The organism is Streptomyces sp. NPDC002701 (assembly GCF_042889045.1).
Lineage (GTDB): Bacteria > Actinomycetota > Actinomycetes > Streptomycetales > Streptomycetaceae > Streptomyces.
Genome location: NZ_JBIAQL010000004.1, coordinates 636,897 through 653,469 on the forward strand (window position 1 = coordinate 636,897; position 16,573 = coordinate 653,469).

10 protein-coding genes and 1 pseudogene are annotated in these 16,573 nt (G+C 71.7%); 3 read left to right on the forward strand and 8 right to left on the reverse strand.

Annotation, left to right across the window (positions count from 1 at the left end; all coding sequences use genetic code 11):
- Positions 1 to 3: 3 nt before the first annotated feature.
- Positions 4 to 4,830: pseudogene (locus ACFYXC_RS15115) on the reverse strand (SDR family NAD(P)-dependent oxidoreductase); the annotation flags it as partial.
- Between the two features lie 340 nt (positions 4,831 to 5,170).
- Here ACFYXC_RS15115 and ACFYXC_RS15120 point away from each other — a divergent pair.
- Positions 5,171 to 5,929 (forward strand): thioesterase II family protein, encoded by a 759-nt coding sequence (locus tag ACFYXC_RS15120; RefSeq protein ID WP_389551302.1) that lies wholly within the window; start codon positions 5,171 to 5,173, stop codon positions 5,927 to 5,929.
- Positions 5,930 to 5,998: 69 nt separating this feature from the next.
- Here the strand turns inward: ACFYXC_RS15120 and ACFYXC_RS15125 are convergent, their stop codons facing one another.
- The 4 genes from ACFYXC_RS15125 to ACFYXC_RS15140 all read right to left on the reverse strand — a co-directional run bounded on the left by ACFYXC_RS15125 (position 5,999) and on the right by ACFYXC_RS15140 (position 10,264).
- Positions 5,999 to 7,261 carry a sensor histidine kinase gene (locus ACFYXC_RS15125; RefSeq protein WP_388907561.1) on the reverse strand — a complete coding sequence of 421 codons (1,263 nt, stop codon included), beginning with the start codon at positions 7,259 to 7,261 and terminating at the stop codon, positions 5,999 to 6,001.
- A 177-nt stretch (positions 7,262 to 7,438) separates the two neighbouring features.
- Entirely contained in the window at positions 7,439 to 8,209 is a 771-nt protein-coding gene (locus ACFYXC_RS15130; RefSeq protein WP_389551305.1) for a DUF4097 family beta strand repeat-containing protein, read from the reverse strand.
- Between the two features lie 50 nt (positions 8,210 to 8,259).
- Positions 8,260 to 9,396, reverse strand: a complete 1,137-nt coding sequence (locus ACFYXC_RS15135; protein WP_389551308.1) for an FAD-dependent oxidoreductase — start codon at positions 9,394 to 9,396, stop codon at positions 8,260 to 8,262.
- A 175-nt stretch (positions 9,397 to 9,571) separates the two neighbouring features.
- Complete coding sequence (locus ACFYXC_RS15140; RefSeq protein WP_388906955.1) at positions 9,572 to 10,264, reverse strand: TetR/AcrR family transcriptional regulator; 693 nt, start codon at positions 10,262 to 10,264, stop codon at positions 9,572 to 9,574.
- Positions 10,265 to 10,514: 250 nt separating this feature from the next.
- On the opposite strand from ACFYXC_RS15140, the gene ACFYXC_RS15145 reads away from it, so the two are divergent.
- The gene (locus ACFYXC_RS15145) at positions 10,515 to 10,904 is read left to right on the forward strand and encodes an STAS domain-containing protein (protein ID WP_389551311.1); all 390 of its coding nucleotides are present in this window, start codon (positions 10,515 to 10,517) and stop codon (positions 10,902 to 10,904) included.
- A gap of 37 nt (positions 10,905 to 10,941) precedes the next feature.
- On the opposite strand, the gene ACFYXC_RS15150 is transcribed toward ACFYXC_RS15145, so the two are convergent.
- Together ACFYXC_RS15150 and ACFYXC_RS15155 are read right to left on the reverse strand one after the other, a co-directional pair.
- Complete coding sequence (locus tag ACFYXC_RS15150) at positions 10,942 to 12,156, reverse strand: PP2C family protein-serine/threonine phosphatase (protein ID WP_388906950.1); 1,215 nt, start codon at positions 12,154 to 12,156, stop codon at positions 10,942 to 10,944.
- Complete coding sequence (locus tag ACFYXC_RS15155) at positions 12,153 to 13,760, reverse strand: ATP-binding protein (protein WP_389551314.1); 1,608 nt, start codon at positions 13,758 to 13,760, stop codon at positions 12,153 to 12,155. Before ACFYXC_RS15155 ends, ACFYXC_RS15150 begins: the two co-directional genes overlap by 4 nt.
- Positions 13,761 to 13,868: 108 nt before the next feature.
- Between ACFYXC_RS15155 and ACFYXC_RS15160 the strand changes: the two genes are divergently transcribed.
- A complete protein-coding gene (locus tag ACFYXC_RS15160) occupies positions 13,869 to 14,639 on the forward strand; it encodes a response regulator (protein ID WP_388906944.1) in 771 nt (256 codons plus the stop codon).
- A gap of 134 nt (positions 14,640 to 14,773) precedes the next feature.
- Here ACFYXC_RS15160 and ACFYXC_RS15165 read toward each other — a convergent pair whose 3' ends face one another.
- Entirely contained in the window at positions 14,774 to 16,573 is a 1,800-nt protein-coding gene (locus ACFYXC_RS15165; protein WP_389551317.1) for a ThuA domain-containing protein, read from the reverse strand.

The window sequence follows — 16,573 nt, forward strand, 5'->3', positions numbered from 1 at the left end:
CCGTCAGGACAGGCCCAGTTCCTTGTTCAGCACCGCGAACAGTTCGTCGTCCGAGTCGGGCACCAGCTCGGCGGCCGGCTCTTCCGTCCCGCTCCGCGCGTCCCTGGCCCGCCGCGACAGCGCCTCCAGCCGCGCCGTGACCTTGGCGTGGGCCTCGTCGTCCGAGGCGAGTTCGGCCACGGCGGCCTCCAGCCGGTTGAGCTCGGCCAGCAGCGGTGCCGCCAGGTCGGTCTCCGCCGGACGCAGGCCGTCGTACACGAGCTCGGCGATCGCGAGGCAGGTCGGGTGGTCGTAGGCCAGCGTCGGAGGCAGTGACAGCCCGCTGTCGGCGTTGAGGCCGTTGCGCAGCTCGACCGCTCCCAGCGAGGTGAGGCCGAGCTCGTTGAGCGCGCGGTGCGGTTCCACCTCGTCGGCTCCGCCGTGTCCGAGGACCCGGGCGACGTGCTCGCGCACCAGCTCCAGGAGGAACTTCTTGCGCTCCGCCTCGTCCAGTTGGGCCAGTCGCTCCCACGACGCCCTGCCGGCGGAGGCCCGGCGGGCCTGGACGCGTACCAGACCGCCGAAGACGGCGGAGAGCGTTCCCGACTCGGCCAGCGACCGCATCGTCGCCAGGTCGAAGCGGACCGGGAGCATCGCCGCGGGGAGACCGGGCAGGAGCGCGGTGTCCAGCAGCGCCAGTCCCTCGGCCGGGGACAGCGGCGGCATGCCCGTGCGGGTGAGCCGCTGCAGTTCGGCGTCGTCCAGACGGTCGGCCATGCCGCCGACCTCGGTCCAGGGACCCCAGCCCAGGGTCAGCGCGGGCAGTCCCCTGGCGGTCCGGTGCCGGGCGAGGGCGTCCAGCCAGGCGTTGGCGGCGGCGTAGTTGCCCTGTCCGGCGCCGCCGAGCGTGCCGGCCACGGACGAGAAGATCACGAACGCCGAGAGGTCGTGGTCGCGGGTGAGTTCGTGCAGGTGCCAGGCCGCGTCGACCTTCGGCCGCATGACCGCGTCCAGCCGGTCGGGCGTGAGCGCGCCGATGAGCGCGTCGTCCAGTACACCGGCCGAGTGCACGACGGCCGTCAGGGGGTGTTCGGCGAGCAGTGCGGCCAGGGCGTCCCGGTCGGTGACGTCGCAGGCGGCCACCTCCACCTCGGCGCCCGACCCGGTCAGGTCCGCGACCAGTTCGGCGGCGCCGGGTGTGTCCATGCCGCGCCGGCTGGTCAGCAGGAGCTTCTTGACGCCGTGCTCGGCGGTGAGGTGCCTGGCGGTCAGGGCGCCGAGTCCGTTGAGTCCACCGGTGACGAGGACCGTGCCGTGCGCGCCCCACTCCGGGGTTCCGCCGCCCGTCGCGGTGACGCGGGCCAGCCTCGCGACCCGGATCTCGCCGCCGCGGACGGAGATCTCGGGCTCGTCGAGGCGCAGCGCCTCCTCGGGGAGTTCGGCGTCGGCGTCCAGGTCCACCAGGACGAACCTGCCGGGGTGTTCCGATTCCGCCGCGCGCACCAGGCCCCATACGGCCGCGTGTGCGAGGTCGTCGCCGTCGACGGCGCCGCGGGTGACGACCACGAGCTTCTCGGGTGCGGACTCCCCGTCGGCGAGGTACTGCTGGATGACGGCGAGGACCCCGGCGGTGAGCGTACGGAAGCCTTCCGGCGCGGCCTCGTCCAGCGGCGGGCACTCGTAGAGCGTGTGGCTGCCGGTCTCGGCGGCGGGCGCCGGGGCGGTGACCCAGTCGAGGTGGAAGAGGGGTTCGCGGCCGGCGGTGTGTGCCCGTACCTCGTCCGTGGTGACCGGGCGGGTCTCGACGGACTCCACCGACAGGACCGGGGTGCCCTGCTCGTCGAGGCGCACCGACGCTCCGCGCCACGCGTGGGCCAGGGTCCGCCCGCCGTCCAGGGCGAGGCCGGCGGTCTGTGCGGCGTCGTCGAGCAGTGCGGTGTACGTCTCGTCGTCGCGCGGCCAGAGGGCTTCGCCGGCCTCGGTGGCCAGGGTGCCGGTGGCGTGCCTGATCCAGGGAGCGTGGTCGTCGCGGCGCGCGTGCACGCTGACGGTTCCGGCCTCGTCGGCCAGCACGCGCAGCGTCACGGTGTCCTCGGTGTCGGCGAGGACCAGCGGCGCGTGGACGTCGAGTTCCTCGATCCGGCCGCGGCCCGTCCGCTCTCCGGCGAACAGCGCCAGTTCCAGGAAGACCTCACCGGGCACCACGATGACGCCGAGGGCGTCGTGGTCGGCGAGCCGGGGCTGGGAGGCCGGGGAGAGCCGTCCGGTGAACACGACCCCGCCGCCGTCGGGCAGGGCGACGCCCGCGCCCAGCAGCGGATGCTCGACGGATTCCAGTCCCGCGGAGGCGAGACTCGTCTCCGTCGTGCGCCAGTAGCGCTTGTGCTGGAAGGGGTAGGTCGGCAGGTCGACGCGCCGTGCTCCGCGTCCTTCGAACACGGCGTTCCAGTCGACCGGGACTCCGGCGGTGAACAGTCTTCCGACGCCGGTGAAGAGGCTCTCCGTGCTGGGGCGGTCGCGGCGCAGCGTGGCCGCCATCGTGCCGTCGGCGTTCTGTCCCGCCATCGCCGTGAGCACGCTGTCCGGTCCGATCTCGAGGAACCGTGTGACGCCCCGGTCCTTGAGGTCGCGGACGTCGTCGGCGAACCGCACCGTGTCCCGCACGTGCCGCAGCCAGTACTCGGCCGATCCCACGTCCTTGGTGAGCGGGATGACCGGCTCGTGGTAGGTGACGCTCTCGGCGACCTTCCGGAAGTCGTCCAGCATCGGGTCCATCAGTGGGGAGTGGAACGCGTGCGAGACCTTGAGCCGGCTCGTCCTGCGGCCGGTGAACAGCTCGACGACCGCGGACACCGCCTCCTCCGCGCCGGAGATGACCACGGAGTCCGGTGTGTTGACGGCCGCGATGCCCACGCGGTCACCGAGGAGGGGTACGACCTCCTCCTCCGCCGCCTGCACGGCCACCATGGCCCCGCCGGGCGGCAGTTGCTGCATCAGCCGGCCCCGTGCCTCGATCAGCCGGGCGGCGTCCTCCAGGGTGAGCACGCCGCCGACGTGTGCGGCCGCGAGCTCCCCGATGGAGTGCCCGGCCAGCAGGTCGGGCCTGATGCCCCACGACTGCACGAGCCGGAACAGCGCCACTTCGAGGGCGAAGATCGCGGGCTGGGTGAACTCCGTGCGGCCGAGGGCCTCTTCGTCGTTCCACATCACCTCGCGCACGTCGAGCAGGGCGCAGACCTCGTCGAACGCCGCCGCGAACACCGGGAACGTCTCGTACAGTTCGCGGCCCATGCCGACCCACTGGCTGCCCTGGCCGGTGAACAGGAAGGCCAGTTTGCCCTCGCTGACCGAGCCGATGACGGTCTCGGACCCGACCCGTACGGCGCGGTGTTCGAGGGCGGCCCGGCCCGTCGCCGCCGAGTAGGCCACGTCGAGCGCGTCCTGGTCGACGGCGGCCATGCGGTCGAGCAGTGCCTGCAGCGCGGCGGGTGTCCTGGCGGACATCACCAGCGGTACGGCCGGCAGCTCCCGGCGTTCCACCGGTTCCTCCTCGGCCGCGGGCGCCTCTTCGACGATGACGTGGGCGTTGGTGCCGCTGATCCCGAAGGACGACACGCCGGCGCGGCGGGGACGTTCACCGGGCGGCCACGCCCGTGCCTCGGTCAGCAGCCGGACGTCGCCCGCCTCCCAGTCCACCTGGGGCGTCGGCTCGTCCACGTGCAGCGTCCTGGGCATGGTGTCGTGCCGCATGGCCTGCACCATCTTGATGATGCCCGCCACCCCGGCCGCGGCCTGCGTGTGACCCATGTTCGACTTGATGGACCCGAGCCACAGCGACTCCGTACGCCCCTGCCCGTACGTCGCCAGCAGGGCCTGTGCCTCGATCGGGTCACCCAGCGTCGTTCCCGTGCCGTGTGCCTCGATGACGTCCACGTCGGCCGCCGACAGGCCCGCGTTGGTCAGGGCCTGCCTGATCACGCGCTGCTGGGCGGGGCCGTTGGGAGCGGTGAGGCCGTTGCTCGCGCCGTCCTGGTTGACCGCGGTGCCGCGGATCACCGCGAGTACGGGGTGACCGTTGCGGCGCGCGTCGGACAGCCGCTCCAGGAGGAGCATTCCGGCGCCTTCGGAGCAGCCGATGCCGTTGGCGGAGGCGTCGAAGGACTTGCAACGGCCGTCCGCGGCCATGCCGCGCTGCTCGCTGAAGTAGACGAACATCTCGGGGGTCGACATCACCGTCACGCCGCCGGCGAGCGCGAGGGAGCTGTCTCCCGAACGCAGCGACTGGATCGCCATGTGCAGGGCGACCAGCGAGGAGGAGCAGGCGGTGTCGAGGGTCACCGCGGGGCCCTCCAGGCCCAGGGTGTAGGCGACACGGCCGGAGACGAGGCTTCCGCCGTTGCTGCCGCCCGCGTAGTCGTGGTACATGACCCCGGCGAACACGCCGGTCGGGCTGCCCTTGAGCGTGGTGGGGTCGATGCCGGCGCGCTCCAGCACCTCCCAGGACACTTCGAGAAGCAGCCGCTGCTGGGCGTCGATCTCGGTGGCCTCGCGCGGGCTGATACCGAAGAGCTCGGCGTCGAAGTCGCCCGCGTCGTAGAGGAATCCGCCCTCGCGGGCCGCCGACTTCCCCGGTTTGCCGGGTTCGGGGTCGTAGAGGTCCTCGACGTCCCAGCCGCGGTCGGACGGGAACGCCGACACCGCGTCGACGCCCTTGTCCACGAGGTCCCACAGGCCCTCGGGCGAGGTCACGCCGCCCGGATAGCGGCATGCCATCGCGACGACGGCGATGGGTTCCCGCTCACGGTGCTCGATCTCAGCGATGCGCCTACGGGCTGCACGCAAGTCCGTAGTCGCGCGCTTGAGGTAGTCAAGAAGCTTTTCCTGGTCACCCACAAAGCCACCCCGGGTCGAAAGGCGTCGATTCGCCTCGACGCGTGCTTGCCGGGAACGCTACGCAGGGTGATGTAGGGCCCCAACCCCTGCTCGCCCCTATCGTGTCCGGCCGTTTCCACCTGTCCCGACGCCGCTCTTTACGGACCGCGCCGGCTGTGCCGGCGCCCCGGGTCCGGGCGCCGCCACTCGGCGTATAGGGGCGATTAAGGGCTTCCGCCCGTCCTGTGGGGCGTGAAGGCTGGGGGCAGCTCTGAGGCGGAGGCTTCAGTCGGACCTATCCGAGAACGAGGACTGCTCGATGTCTGTCACTTCCCCCTACAGCGCCTCGATCTGGATTCGCGACTTCCATCCGGCGGACCAGGCGGTCCCCAGGATGATCTGCTTCCCGCACGCGGGCGGTGCGGCGAGCTACTACTTCCCCGTCTCACGGGCGCTCGCCGGGAAGGTCGAGGTCCTCGCCGTCCAGTACCCCGGGCGCCAGGACCGCCACACGGAACCGCCCGTCACCGACATCCGCACCCTGGCCGCGCGTGTCTTCCGCGAGCTGCCGCGTGACGGGCTGGAGCAGACCTGGCTCTTCGGCCACAGCATGGGCGCCGCGATCGCGTTCGAGGTGGGCCGGCTGATGGAGAGTGAGCTGGGCCGGTCCCCCGCGGGGATCATCGTCTCCGGCCGGCGCGCACCGTCCCGGTTCCGCGGTGAGACGGTCCACCGTCAGGACGACGAGGCACTCATCGCCTCCGTCAAGGCGCTCAACGGCACCGACCCGGCCGTCTTCGCCGATCCCGAGACCCGCCGCCTGGTCCTGCCGACCCTGCGGGCCGACTACCAGGCCATCGAGACCTACCATCCGGCCGGCACTCCGCGTGTGACCTGTCCGATCTTCGCCTTCATGGGCGATGCCGACCCGCTGACCACGGTGGACGAGGCCGAGGACTGGCGCGCCCACACCGAAGGCGAGTTCGCCCTGAAGGTGTTCCAGGGCAACCACTTCTATCTGACGCCGCGGGCCGGCGAGGTCATCGCCGAGATCTCCCGCCTCATCCTGTCCGACTGAGTCGCCCGCCTGACCCGCCTGGCCGGCCTCTGCTCCGTACAGAGGCCGGCCAGGGCGCGTCGGGGCCGGTCAGGACGGCCGGGCGAGCACCTCGCAGGGCAGCTCGATCGTCGCGGTGGTCGGGCCACCCGGAGGGCTGTTCAGGGCGAGGATCCCGTCGAAGGCGGCGAGCCTGCGTTCGAGGCCCGTGAGCCCAGTGCCTCCCGCCGGGTCCGCGCCGCCCCTGCCGTCGTCGGTCACCGTGATCCGCAGCATGCCCTCCTCGTGGCGCATGTCGATCCAGATCCGGTCCGCCTGGGCGTGCTTGGCCACATTGGTCAGCATCTCCGACACCGAGAAGTACGCGGCGGCCTCCACCGGCGCGGCCATCCGCCCGATGGGCTCGATGCCGACCTCGCACCGCACCGGGCTGCGCAGGGCCAGCGCCCGCACCGCGTCCCCCAGTCCCCGTTCGGCCAGCACCGGCGGGTGGATGCCCCGCACCAGCTGCCGCAGTTCCTCCAGCGCCTCCACCGACGACTTACGGGTCTCGGCCACCAACTGCGCGGCCTTCTCCGGGTTCGTGCGCAGCAGGTGCTCGATGGTGCCGAGGCTCATCCCCACCGCGACCAGCCGGGCCTGCGCCCCGTCGTGCAGGTCGCGCTCGATGCGCCGCAGTTCGGCCGCGGACACGTCCACCGCGTCCGCCCTGGACTCCTGGAGCCGCTCGATGCGTATCTGCAGTTCGCGTTCGTGGTCCGGCGCGAGGAACGCCCGGGTGAGCAGACCGTGCGCGCGCAGGATCGCCGGGTTGTAGCGCACCCCCGTCGCCATCAGCACCGCTCCGAGTCCCGCCGCCGCCAGTCCGTCGAGCTGGTCGTTCACCGGGATGAACCCGTACCAGTAGCCCACACCGCTCAGCGGCCGCCACAGTCCGGCCGCCAGCACGAACCCCAGCAGCCCGTACCCCACCAGCCCCACCGCGAGGACGCCCAGCGTGAACCCCACGATCGGGTCGAAGATCATCCACGCCAGGTCCCGCCAGGTCGCCGGGTCCTTCAGCAGCCAGCGGCAGCGCTGCACCTGCCCGACCAGTCCGCTCTCCACCGGCGGCATCGGCCGGTAGGGCACGTCGATGTCCACCCCGCACCACGTCCCGGCCAGCCGCCGCCGTAAGTCGGCGTTGGCCCGCACCAGGTCCGTCAGCCACGGTGTGGTGAGGACCCCCACCCCCAGCGGCAGCAGCGCGAGCGAGACCACCGTCAGGCAGAACAGCACCAGCGAACACACCATCGACAACAGCGCCAGGCCCAGGCCCCTCACCGCGGCCACCACACCGGCCTGCACGTCCATCTCGCTCAACGCCCCTTTCCCGTACCGCGTCACCTGTGCACACCGCGGCACCCGCCACGTGGCAGCCACCACTTTCGCACTCCCGGCCCCCGCCCCGGCACCGGTTGCGGACCCCTGACCACAGGTGTACCCACCCCTAGGCTCGGCCGAGCCCCGGAGCGGGGGGACAGGGCGGCTTCACCGGAGGGCGGCGGTCACGTCTCCGTTGACGGTGGTGAGCGTCATGCTGTGGTGCTCGTCCCCGCCGGCGGTGGGGACGCCGACCGACGGGCGGCCGTTGTCGGTGGTCGCCGCCACGCGGTAGGCGGGCGCGTCGCGTGGCACGGTGATCCGGACCGAGCCGTTGGTGGAGAGGGCGCCGACCCCGCCCGGGGCCGTAGCGCAGTCGAGCGTCACGTCGCCGTTCACGGTCTCGGCGTGCAGCGTGCCGGCCCGCAGGGTGCCCGCGCGCACGGATCCGTTACGGGTCGTCAGCCGCACGGCGGCGTCCTCGTGCCCGGACCTGGTCACGGTCACATCGCCGTTGACGGTCGTGAGGTCCAGTGCGGCGGACACACCGGCCGCGTCGATCCCGGCGTTGCGGGCGGAGACGGTGACGGACGTGCCCGCCGGGACGTCGACCTCGGGCATACGGGGACACTCCCGGCCGTGCGTGTCCCGTGGCGGGCAGGACAGGTCGAGCACCCAGGTGTCGTTCCGGTGGGACCACGTGTGCCGGATGTGCCGGTCGACGCCGGCCCGGTCGCCGTCGGCGGGCCTCAGCCGCACCCCGTTGTCGGTGCTGATGACGAGGTCGGCACCCCCGGCGAGGACCGGCCGGGCCCCGACCGCCCAGGCGCCGTCCTTCCCGTTGCCGCCCTGGTGGCCTCCGCCGCAGGCCCCGACGAGCGGAACGACCGCCGCGAGGGCAACCAGGCGCCGTACGCGCGTCGTTGTCGTTGCGTCCATGCCCGGCCGGTTTCCCCCTGGCCGCGCGTCCATGACTTCTGGAGTCCCGGTCAGCTCGCGTGCCGGCGGAAGAACTCGGTCATACGCTCCAGTGCGTGCTCGCCGAACATGGTCTCCAGGCTGGTGGCGGAGTCGGTGGCGGACGCCTCGCCGCGCGGGAAGAGCGCCTCCTCGTACGCGGTGAGCGCGGCCTCGGTGTCGCCCGGGTGGGCGGCCAGCGCCAGACCGAGTTCGGCTCCGTCGAGCATGGCCAGGTTGGCGCCCTCCCCGGCGAAGGGGGACATCAGGTGGGCGGCGTCACCGAGCAGCGTCACCCCCGGGACGCGGTCCCAGCGGTGCCCGACCGGCAGGGCGTGGATGCGGCGGGGCACCGGCGTGCCGTCGGCGTCGGCGACGAGAGCGCGCAGACTCTCGTCCCAGCCCTCGAAGTGGGTGAGGACCGCGGCCTTGGCGGCGGCGGTGTCACCGAAGTCGATGGTGTCGAGCCAGCCTTCGTCGGCCCGCAGTGCGGTGTAGACGTGCAGGCTGCCGTCGGTCTCGCGGTGTGCGAGCAGGGCACGCCGGTCACCGAGGCAGAAGAAGGACCCGCGGCCGACGACCGCGGCGCTGCGCGGGTGGCGGACGTCGGCCTCCAGCAGGTCGGTCTCGACGAAGGAGATCCCGGTGTAGGCGGGCCGGGCGTCCGAGAGCAGCGGCCGGACGCGCGACCAGGCCCCGTCGGCGCCGACCAGGAGGTCGGTGGTGACGACCGAGCCGTCGGCGAAGGTCACCTCGTGCCGTCCGCCGTCCAAGGGGCGGGCACGGGTGACCTTCCTGTTCCAGTGGATCGTGTCGTGGGGAAGGGAGTTCAGCAGGAGTTCCCGCAGGTCTCCGCGGTCCACCTCGGGGCGGCCCCGGCTCTCGTCGCCGCTCTCGTCCACGTGGACGGTGCCGTCCGGGCCGAGCAGGCGCATCGCCTCGCCGCCCTCGTGTATGAGCTTCCGGAAGTCCTCGAAGAGGCCCGCGGCATGCAGCGCCCGCTGGCCGTTCTCCTCGTGGATGTCGAGCATGCCGCCCTGGGTGCGGGCCTGCGCCGAGGGTTCGAGGTCGAAGACGGCCGCCTCGATGCCGTGGGCGTGCAGGACCCGGGCGGTGGTGAGACCGCCCAGGCCCGCGCCGATGATCGCGATGGGGTGATGGCTGCGCATTGTGGCCTCCTGGAGTGTGGGTCCGGGCGCGCAGGGGCGGATCCCGCTGCCGCTCGGCCGGACACTCCCACCGTAACGAACATGTTCGTCACGAACAAGTTCGCCCATGGGTGGCAGAGAGTGCGGCCCGGTACGGGCGGGAGGCGGCGTCTACGAAGAGCGGCTCAGCGGCGGATCAGCCGTCGGTACGGGGAACGGGTGTGCACGTGATGCCGTTGATCAGTACGTCGAAGCCCCAGGCCAGCCGCCCACCGGCACCACTGATGAGAGCGGGCATGTGGGCCTTGATCGCCGGATGGGTGGACCCGTCCGCGGCGTGCAGCGCCCGGGTGAGCGCGTCCCAGTCGTCCCGCGCGGCGGGATCCTGCTCCTGGGTCGAGTGCTCGGCGGCGGTGGCGGTGGCGGTCTGCAGCAGCAGGTCGACACCCCAGGCCACCTGCTCGACGGGGGCTCCGCCGCGCGCGAGCAGGCCCAGGACGCGGTCCACCAGGCGGAGGTAGTTCTCGCCGCTGGGACGCGCCACGAGGGCCGACCGGGCGAGCTGCGGATGCCGGAACAGCACCAGGGTGTAGGACGTCAGCACGGCCACCAGCTGTTCGCGCCAGTCGCCGTCCTCCCCCTCCCGCCCGAGGTCGACCTCGCCCAACAGGGCGTCCAGCACGGCCGCGTGCAGTTCGGCGGTGTTGGCCACATAGACGTAGAGCGAGGCCGGACCGGTGTCCAGCTCCTGCGCCAGTCTGCGCATGGTGACCTTCTCCAGCCCGTCGGCGCGCATGATCCGCACGGCGGTGTCCACGATCCACTGCCGGGACAGCGCGGGCTTGGCAGGACGCTCCCGGCGGCTCATCGGCTCTCTGCTCACAGTCACGGCCCGATCGTAACGAACACGTTCGCCACGCTTATACGGCGCTGGGCGACATATGTCGCGTGATCCGATGGTCACTCACCCGATCGGGTGACATTTCGCATGGATGCATCGTTTCTGCGCGGCCGGTGCGTCCTACGCTGCGAGTGCGGCGACCTTGCCCCCGTCGGCCTGCAACAACCGGAAGGCGCCGCCTCCGCACGGCCGTGACGCAGCGGATGGCGGCCAGGATGACATCCACGATGAGGCCCTCATGCCGTTGCACGACTGCTGTCCCCTCCCGGTCACGAACGTGCCCGGCGCCCACGCACGACGCTTCCGGCTCGGCGCGGCCACGGTGGTGGAGGTGCACGGGGAGATCGACCTGCACAGCGCCGCCCGGATCACCGCCGACCTGGACGCCGCCACCGGCGAACAGGCCCCGCACGTCCTCGTGGACCTGCGGCCGGTGACCTTCATCGACTCCAGCGGGCTGAACCTCCTGCACCGCGCCCACTGCCGCGCGCGCTCCCGCGGCGGCAGTGTCCGGCTGATCGTCGACCAGCCGCGCATCCGGCACCTCCTGCACGTCACCGCGCTGGGCTGCATCCCCGTGGCGACCGACCTCGACGACATAGGCGACAAGGTCCTCCGGGGCGGGTAGACCTCGGGAACCGGTCGCCCCCGGGGGCCGGCTGCTGTCAGGACCGGGTGGGCCGGCTCCCCCAGTCGAGCCGGAGCACGGCCAGGTCGTCGGAGTGCCGTCCGGCGTTCAGCGCATGGGTCTCCCTGATGAGAAGGTCCACGAGAGCTGCCGGGTCCGCCGGGTCCGCCGACGGCAGGTCCTCGATCAGCGTGAGCAGTCCCTCGACCCCCAGCCGCTCCCCCTTCGTCCCGTTGTGGCCCTCGGTGAGGCCGTCGGTGTAGAGGGTCAGTGCCCCGGCGCTCGGCAGCGGGATGACCGTGGAGGGCCAGCTGCGGACCCCGGGAACGATGCCCAGCGCGATGCCGTGCGCGGCGGTCAGCTCCAACGTCCCCTCGGCCGTGGTGAGGAGGGGTTCGTGGTGGCCCGCGAGATGGAGGGTCGCGGTGCCGGCGTCCTGGTCGAGGGTGAGCAGGGTGCAGGTGGCGAACAGCTGCTGGTCACCGCGCTCGGCGACCAGGATGCGTTCCATCAGGTGCAGCAGCTCGTCCCCGCGGTGTCCGCCGAGTACGAGGGAGCGCCAGGCGATGCGCAGGCAGACACCGAGCGCGGCGGCGTCGGGGCCGTGGCCGCTGACATCGCCGACCACGGCGTGCAGCAGTCCGTCGTCCCCCTCCACCACGTCGAGGAAGTCCCCGCCGAGCAGGGCCATGGTGGCACCGGGCAGGTAGCGGGACGTCACCCGCACCGTGGAGGTGTCGAGGATCGGCTGGGGCAGCAGACCGCGTTCCAGACGGGCGTTCTCCTCCGCCCGCAGCCGGATGGCCTGGGCCTCGGCGCTCGCCCGCTCGGTCTGGCTCCGGTAGACGGCGTAGCGCAGCGTCCGCTGCAGCAGGTCCGCCTCGACCTTCCCCTTGACGAGATAGTCCTGGGCCCCGGCGGCCATCGCGTCGGTGCCCGCGCGGTCCTCGGAGAGCCCGGTCAGGACGATGACCGCGGTGTGCGGGGCCAGGGCCCGGACGGCACGGACCGCGTCGATGCCCGACACGTCGGGCAGGTGCAGATCGAGGAGCACGCAGTCGATCGGGGTGCCGACCAGTTCGAGGCGCGCCTCCGCCAGGGTGGTCCGGGTGGTCAGCGCGAAGCGCAGTCCCGTGTCGTGCAGGAGTTCCTCCACGAGCAGGGCGTCGCCCAGGTCGTCCTCCATCAGGAGGATCCGGTACATCGGCTCGCCCGGGGCCGACTCCGGGGCGGCGGTCGTGGCCGAGGTCATCGGGCCGGCTCCGCGTCGGAGCGGACGGCCTCCGGCAGGGTGACGAGGTCGCCGTTCTCCGGCGGCTGGGGGGCGAGGGTGAACGTGAAGCGTGCCCCGTCGTGGTACGTCGGGTCGACGGCGATGGTCCCGCCGTGGAACTCGACGATCTTCTTGCACATCGCGAGGCCGATGCCGCTGCCGGCGTAGGCGTCCTTGGTGTGCAGCCGCTGGAAGATCACGAAGATCTTGTCCGTGTACTCCGGGGCGATGCCGATGCCGTTGTCGGTGACCGTGAACCGCCACAGGTCGTCCTCTTCGGCCGCCGTTATGTGGATCTTCGGGGCCACGCCCGGGCGGCGGAACTTGACGGCGTTGCCGATGAGGTTCTGCCAGAGCATGCCCAGCTGGGTGGGGTCCGCGACCAGGGTCGGCAGCGGGTCGTGGGTGATCACCGCCCCGGCCTCCTCGATGCCGACGCTGAGCGCGGACAGGGTCCTCTCCAGCACCTTGTCCAGATCGACGCTCTGATGGGCGTTGTGCAGCCGCCCGACCCGCGAGAAGTCGAGCAGGTCGTTGATGAGAACCTGCATGCGGTTCGCGCCGTCGACCGCGAAGTCGATGTACTGGTCGGCCCGGCTGTCGAGCTGGCCTCCGTAGCGCCGCTGGAGGAGCTGGGTGAAGCTCGAGACCTTGCGCAGCGGCTCCTGGAGATCGTGGGAGGCCACGTACGCGAACTGCTCCAGCTCCGCGTTGGAGCGCTGGAGGTCGGCGGCCTGCGCGTCCAGCCGCAGCCGGGTCTCCTCACTGACGGCCAGTTCCCGTACGAGACGCCGCCGCATGAAGTCGATCTCGACGCTGAGGCGCCGCAGGTCCGCAGGACCGGTCGGGGTGATGGGGTGCTCGAAGTCACCGCCGGAGATCGCCCGGGCGTCCGCGCCGAGCCGCTCCAGCGGCCTGTTGATGCCGCGCCGCAGCCCTTCGAAGATCAGGGCCGTGAGGACGACGATGAGCACCGCGATGGCGCTGAACACCCAGTTCCGCAGGGTCATCGTGGACAGCAGGTCGTCCCTCGCGCGGGCGCTGTCCGCGCGCAGCCGCTCCTGCTGGTCGCTCAGGGCGGCCCGTACGACGTCGAAGGTCGCCTTGCCCTCCGCTGCCCGTTCACTCGCCAGCGGCGACGGGGAGCCGGGCGGCTCGGCCGCGACGGGCCGGGCGATCCTCTCCTGCCAGGTGGTCACGGCGTCCTGCACGGCCTTCAGGTCCGCCAGGCCCGCGGAGTCGTCGCGCAGCAGCTCGGCGAGCTCCGCGCGGTTCGCCTTCTGCTCGGCGAGTCCCTGCCGGTAGGGGGTGATGAAGTCCGTCGTGCCGGTGAGCCCGTAGCCGCGGATGCCCGTCTCCTGGTTGAGGACGGCCGCCTCCAGGCGGATCGCGACGGTCAGCGCGGGAGAGCGCACGTCGACCAGCTCCTCGCTGATCGACTGGGTCCGCTGCAGAACCCATGCGCCCGCCGCTCCGAGCAGGGCCAGAACCACCAAGGACGCGGCCACCCCCACGCGAAGCCACCGCCTGGTCGTCCACGCGGAGAGCCCTCGCGTACGCGATTGCCGTTCATCGCCGGTCATTCTGTGGGCTCCTCGCTGTGACAGTGGCCGTGAAAGTTGGGGCAGCACACTTTAGAGCGCGACAACCCTTGTTGTCGCGGCGCTCCTGTGGGACCTAGAGTGCCGGGTATGCCTGGCAAGGACTTCGTGTCGCGGATCACTCCGCGGGAGACGGCCGCCCTCACGGACGCGGCGGTCGGCCATCTCGCGCAGCGCCTTGCCCGCCGGCTCCTGGACGCCCCGTCACCCCCGACACCGGACGACCCGGCGCAGGCCCTGGCCCTGCTTCATGTGCTGGATCACCTCAAGCAGGCCACCGAACGGCTGCAGCAGGAAGCGGCCGTGGCCGCCGCCCGAGCGGGTGCCGGCTACCCGCAGATCGGCGCCGCCTGCGGCATGACCCGGCAGGGCGCCCGGCGCCGCTGGCCGGGGCTTTTTCACCACTCCCACGAGAAACCCACGGAGCATCCGACAATGACCAGCCCCATCCGCCCCTTCGACGTCCTGCTCGTCGAAGACGACGTTGCCGACGCGATGCTCATCGAGGAAGCCCTCTCCGAGCGTGGGGCCCGCAACCTGGTCCAGGTCACCGACGGAGTCGCGGCACTGGAACACCTGCGGACCCCGGGCACCCCGCGGCCCGACCTCATCGTCCTCGACCTGAACATGCCCCGGATGAACGGCCGCGACCTGCTCAAGGTCCTGAAGTCCGACGACGACCTGCAGTCGATCCCCGTGGTCGTGCTCACCACGTCCACCGCTCCGGACGACGTCACCGGCGCGTACAGCAGTCATGCCAACGCCTACGTGACCAAGCCCGTCAATCTGGAGGAGTTCGAGCAGGCCGTCCAGAGCATCGACGCCTTCTACCTCGACACCGCCACCCGCCCCCGTCCCTGAGACGCGCGCGGGACCCCGTGGCTCGACGGACAGCCCGCCCCGCTCACCTCGGTGAGCGGGGCGGGCTGTCCGCGTCGGTCAGTCGGTCAGTCGGTCAGTCGGTCAGTCGGTCAGTCGGTCAGTCGGTCAGTCGGTCAGGGCAGGGTCCACTTCTGGTTGGCGGCTGTGTGGCAGGTCCACAGATGGACCGCCGTCCCGTCGTTCCAGGTACCGCCCGAGGCGTCCAGGCACTTGCCGGACTGCGGATTGCGGACCGTGCCGTCCGACTGGGCCGCCCAGGTCTGCGCACCCGAACCGTTGCACGTCCACAACTGGACCTTCGTACCGTCGGCCGACGCCCCGCCGGACACGTCCAGGCACTTGCCCAGCGCCCGCAGCGTGCCGTCACCGGGAACGGTCCACTTCTGGGCACCGGACTGGTTGCACGTCCAGATCTGGACCTTGGTGCCGTCGGCCGTCTGGGCGTTGTCGATGTCCAGGCACTTGCCGTTCACGCCCTTCACCTCACCCGAGCGGGGGCCGGGGTCCTGGCCACCGCCCTGCTTGACGCGGATGTTGCGGAAGGACACGTCGTCGCCGTCCCCGTGGTTCTGGAGACCGATGTGCCCCTGCCGAAGACTCCGCGCGGGGTCGGTGTTGGTGAAGTCGTTGATCTTGCGGCCGTTGAGGAAGATCTCCAACCGCTCGCCGGTGACCCGGAGTTCGTACGTGTTCCACTCCCCGGGCGGATTCAGCGCCGCGTCCCGTGCGGCCAGGTCGGCGGACTTGAAGCCGTAGACGGAGCCCGTGGTGCGGTCGGCGGAGTCGGTGGCGTCGATCTGGATCTCGTAGCCGTTGTCCACCGCCGTCCACGGGTCGTCGGAGGCCGGGAAGCCGATGAAGACACCGGAGTTGTCGTCTCCGGCCATCCGCCAGTCGAGCTTGAGGGAGTAGTCGCCGGTGAACTCCCGGGCGGAGTGCCAGAACAGCCCCATCCCGCCCACGGAGGTGAGGGTGCCGTCCGCGAGACTGAACTGTCCCGGACCGGCCTGCCGCCAGCCGCTGGTGGAGGAACCGTCGAACAGGGACGTGTAGCCGGTCTCCGGACGGCAGTCGGCGTCGGTCATCCCGGAGGCCCAGCGGATGCCGCCGAGGAGGTGCCGCCGGAAGGCGGGCTCGGCGTACGACGTGTCGGTGTGCCCACCGCCGGTGTAGAAGGCCCGGCCGCCCTGATAGTCCTTGCACCAGGCGATCGGATGGTCGCCCGACATGTTCCCGCCGGAGTAGCTGGACTCGTCGAGCGAGGCCAGGACACGGGCCGTGGTGCGGGGGTTGGTGCGGTAGTTGTACCACTCGTCGGTGCGCTGCCAGGTGCTGCCCAGGTGGGCGGTGGCGTCGTGGGCCCTGTCCTCCACGTCCACGGTGGCGGACTGGATGGCCGGGTGCGAGTGGAACAGGGCGCCCGCCAGGCCCTCGTAGAAGGGCCAGTCGTACTCGGTGTCGGCGGCGGCGTGGATGCCGACGTACCCGCCGCCGCCCTTGACGTATCCCTCGAAGGCCGTCTGCTGGGCGGCGTTGAGCACGTCGCCCGTCGTCGACAGGAAGACGACGCTCTTGTACTGGGCGAGGTTGCCCGTCGTGAAGGCCGCCGCGTCCTCGGTCGCGTCGACGGTGAAGTTGTTCGCGGTGCCGAGGCCGCGCAGGGCCGCGATGCCCTCGTCGATCGAGTCGTGGCGGAAGCCCGCCGTCTTCGAGAAGACGAGAATCCTGTACGCCGGGTCGGCCGCCGCGCGTGTCTGCGCGGTGCCGGCACCGGAGACGGACTCGGTGACGGAACCCGGGGCGGAACCGGTGACGGACTGTGTCACCGTGCCGGGCAGCGCCGTCGCCTGCGGGGTCAGGCAGAGCGTGGCGGCGGCGAACAGGCCGAGGGCCGCTTTCAGATAGGTACGCAT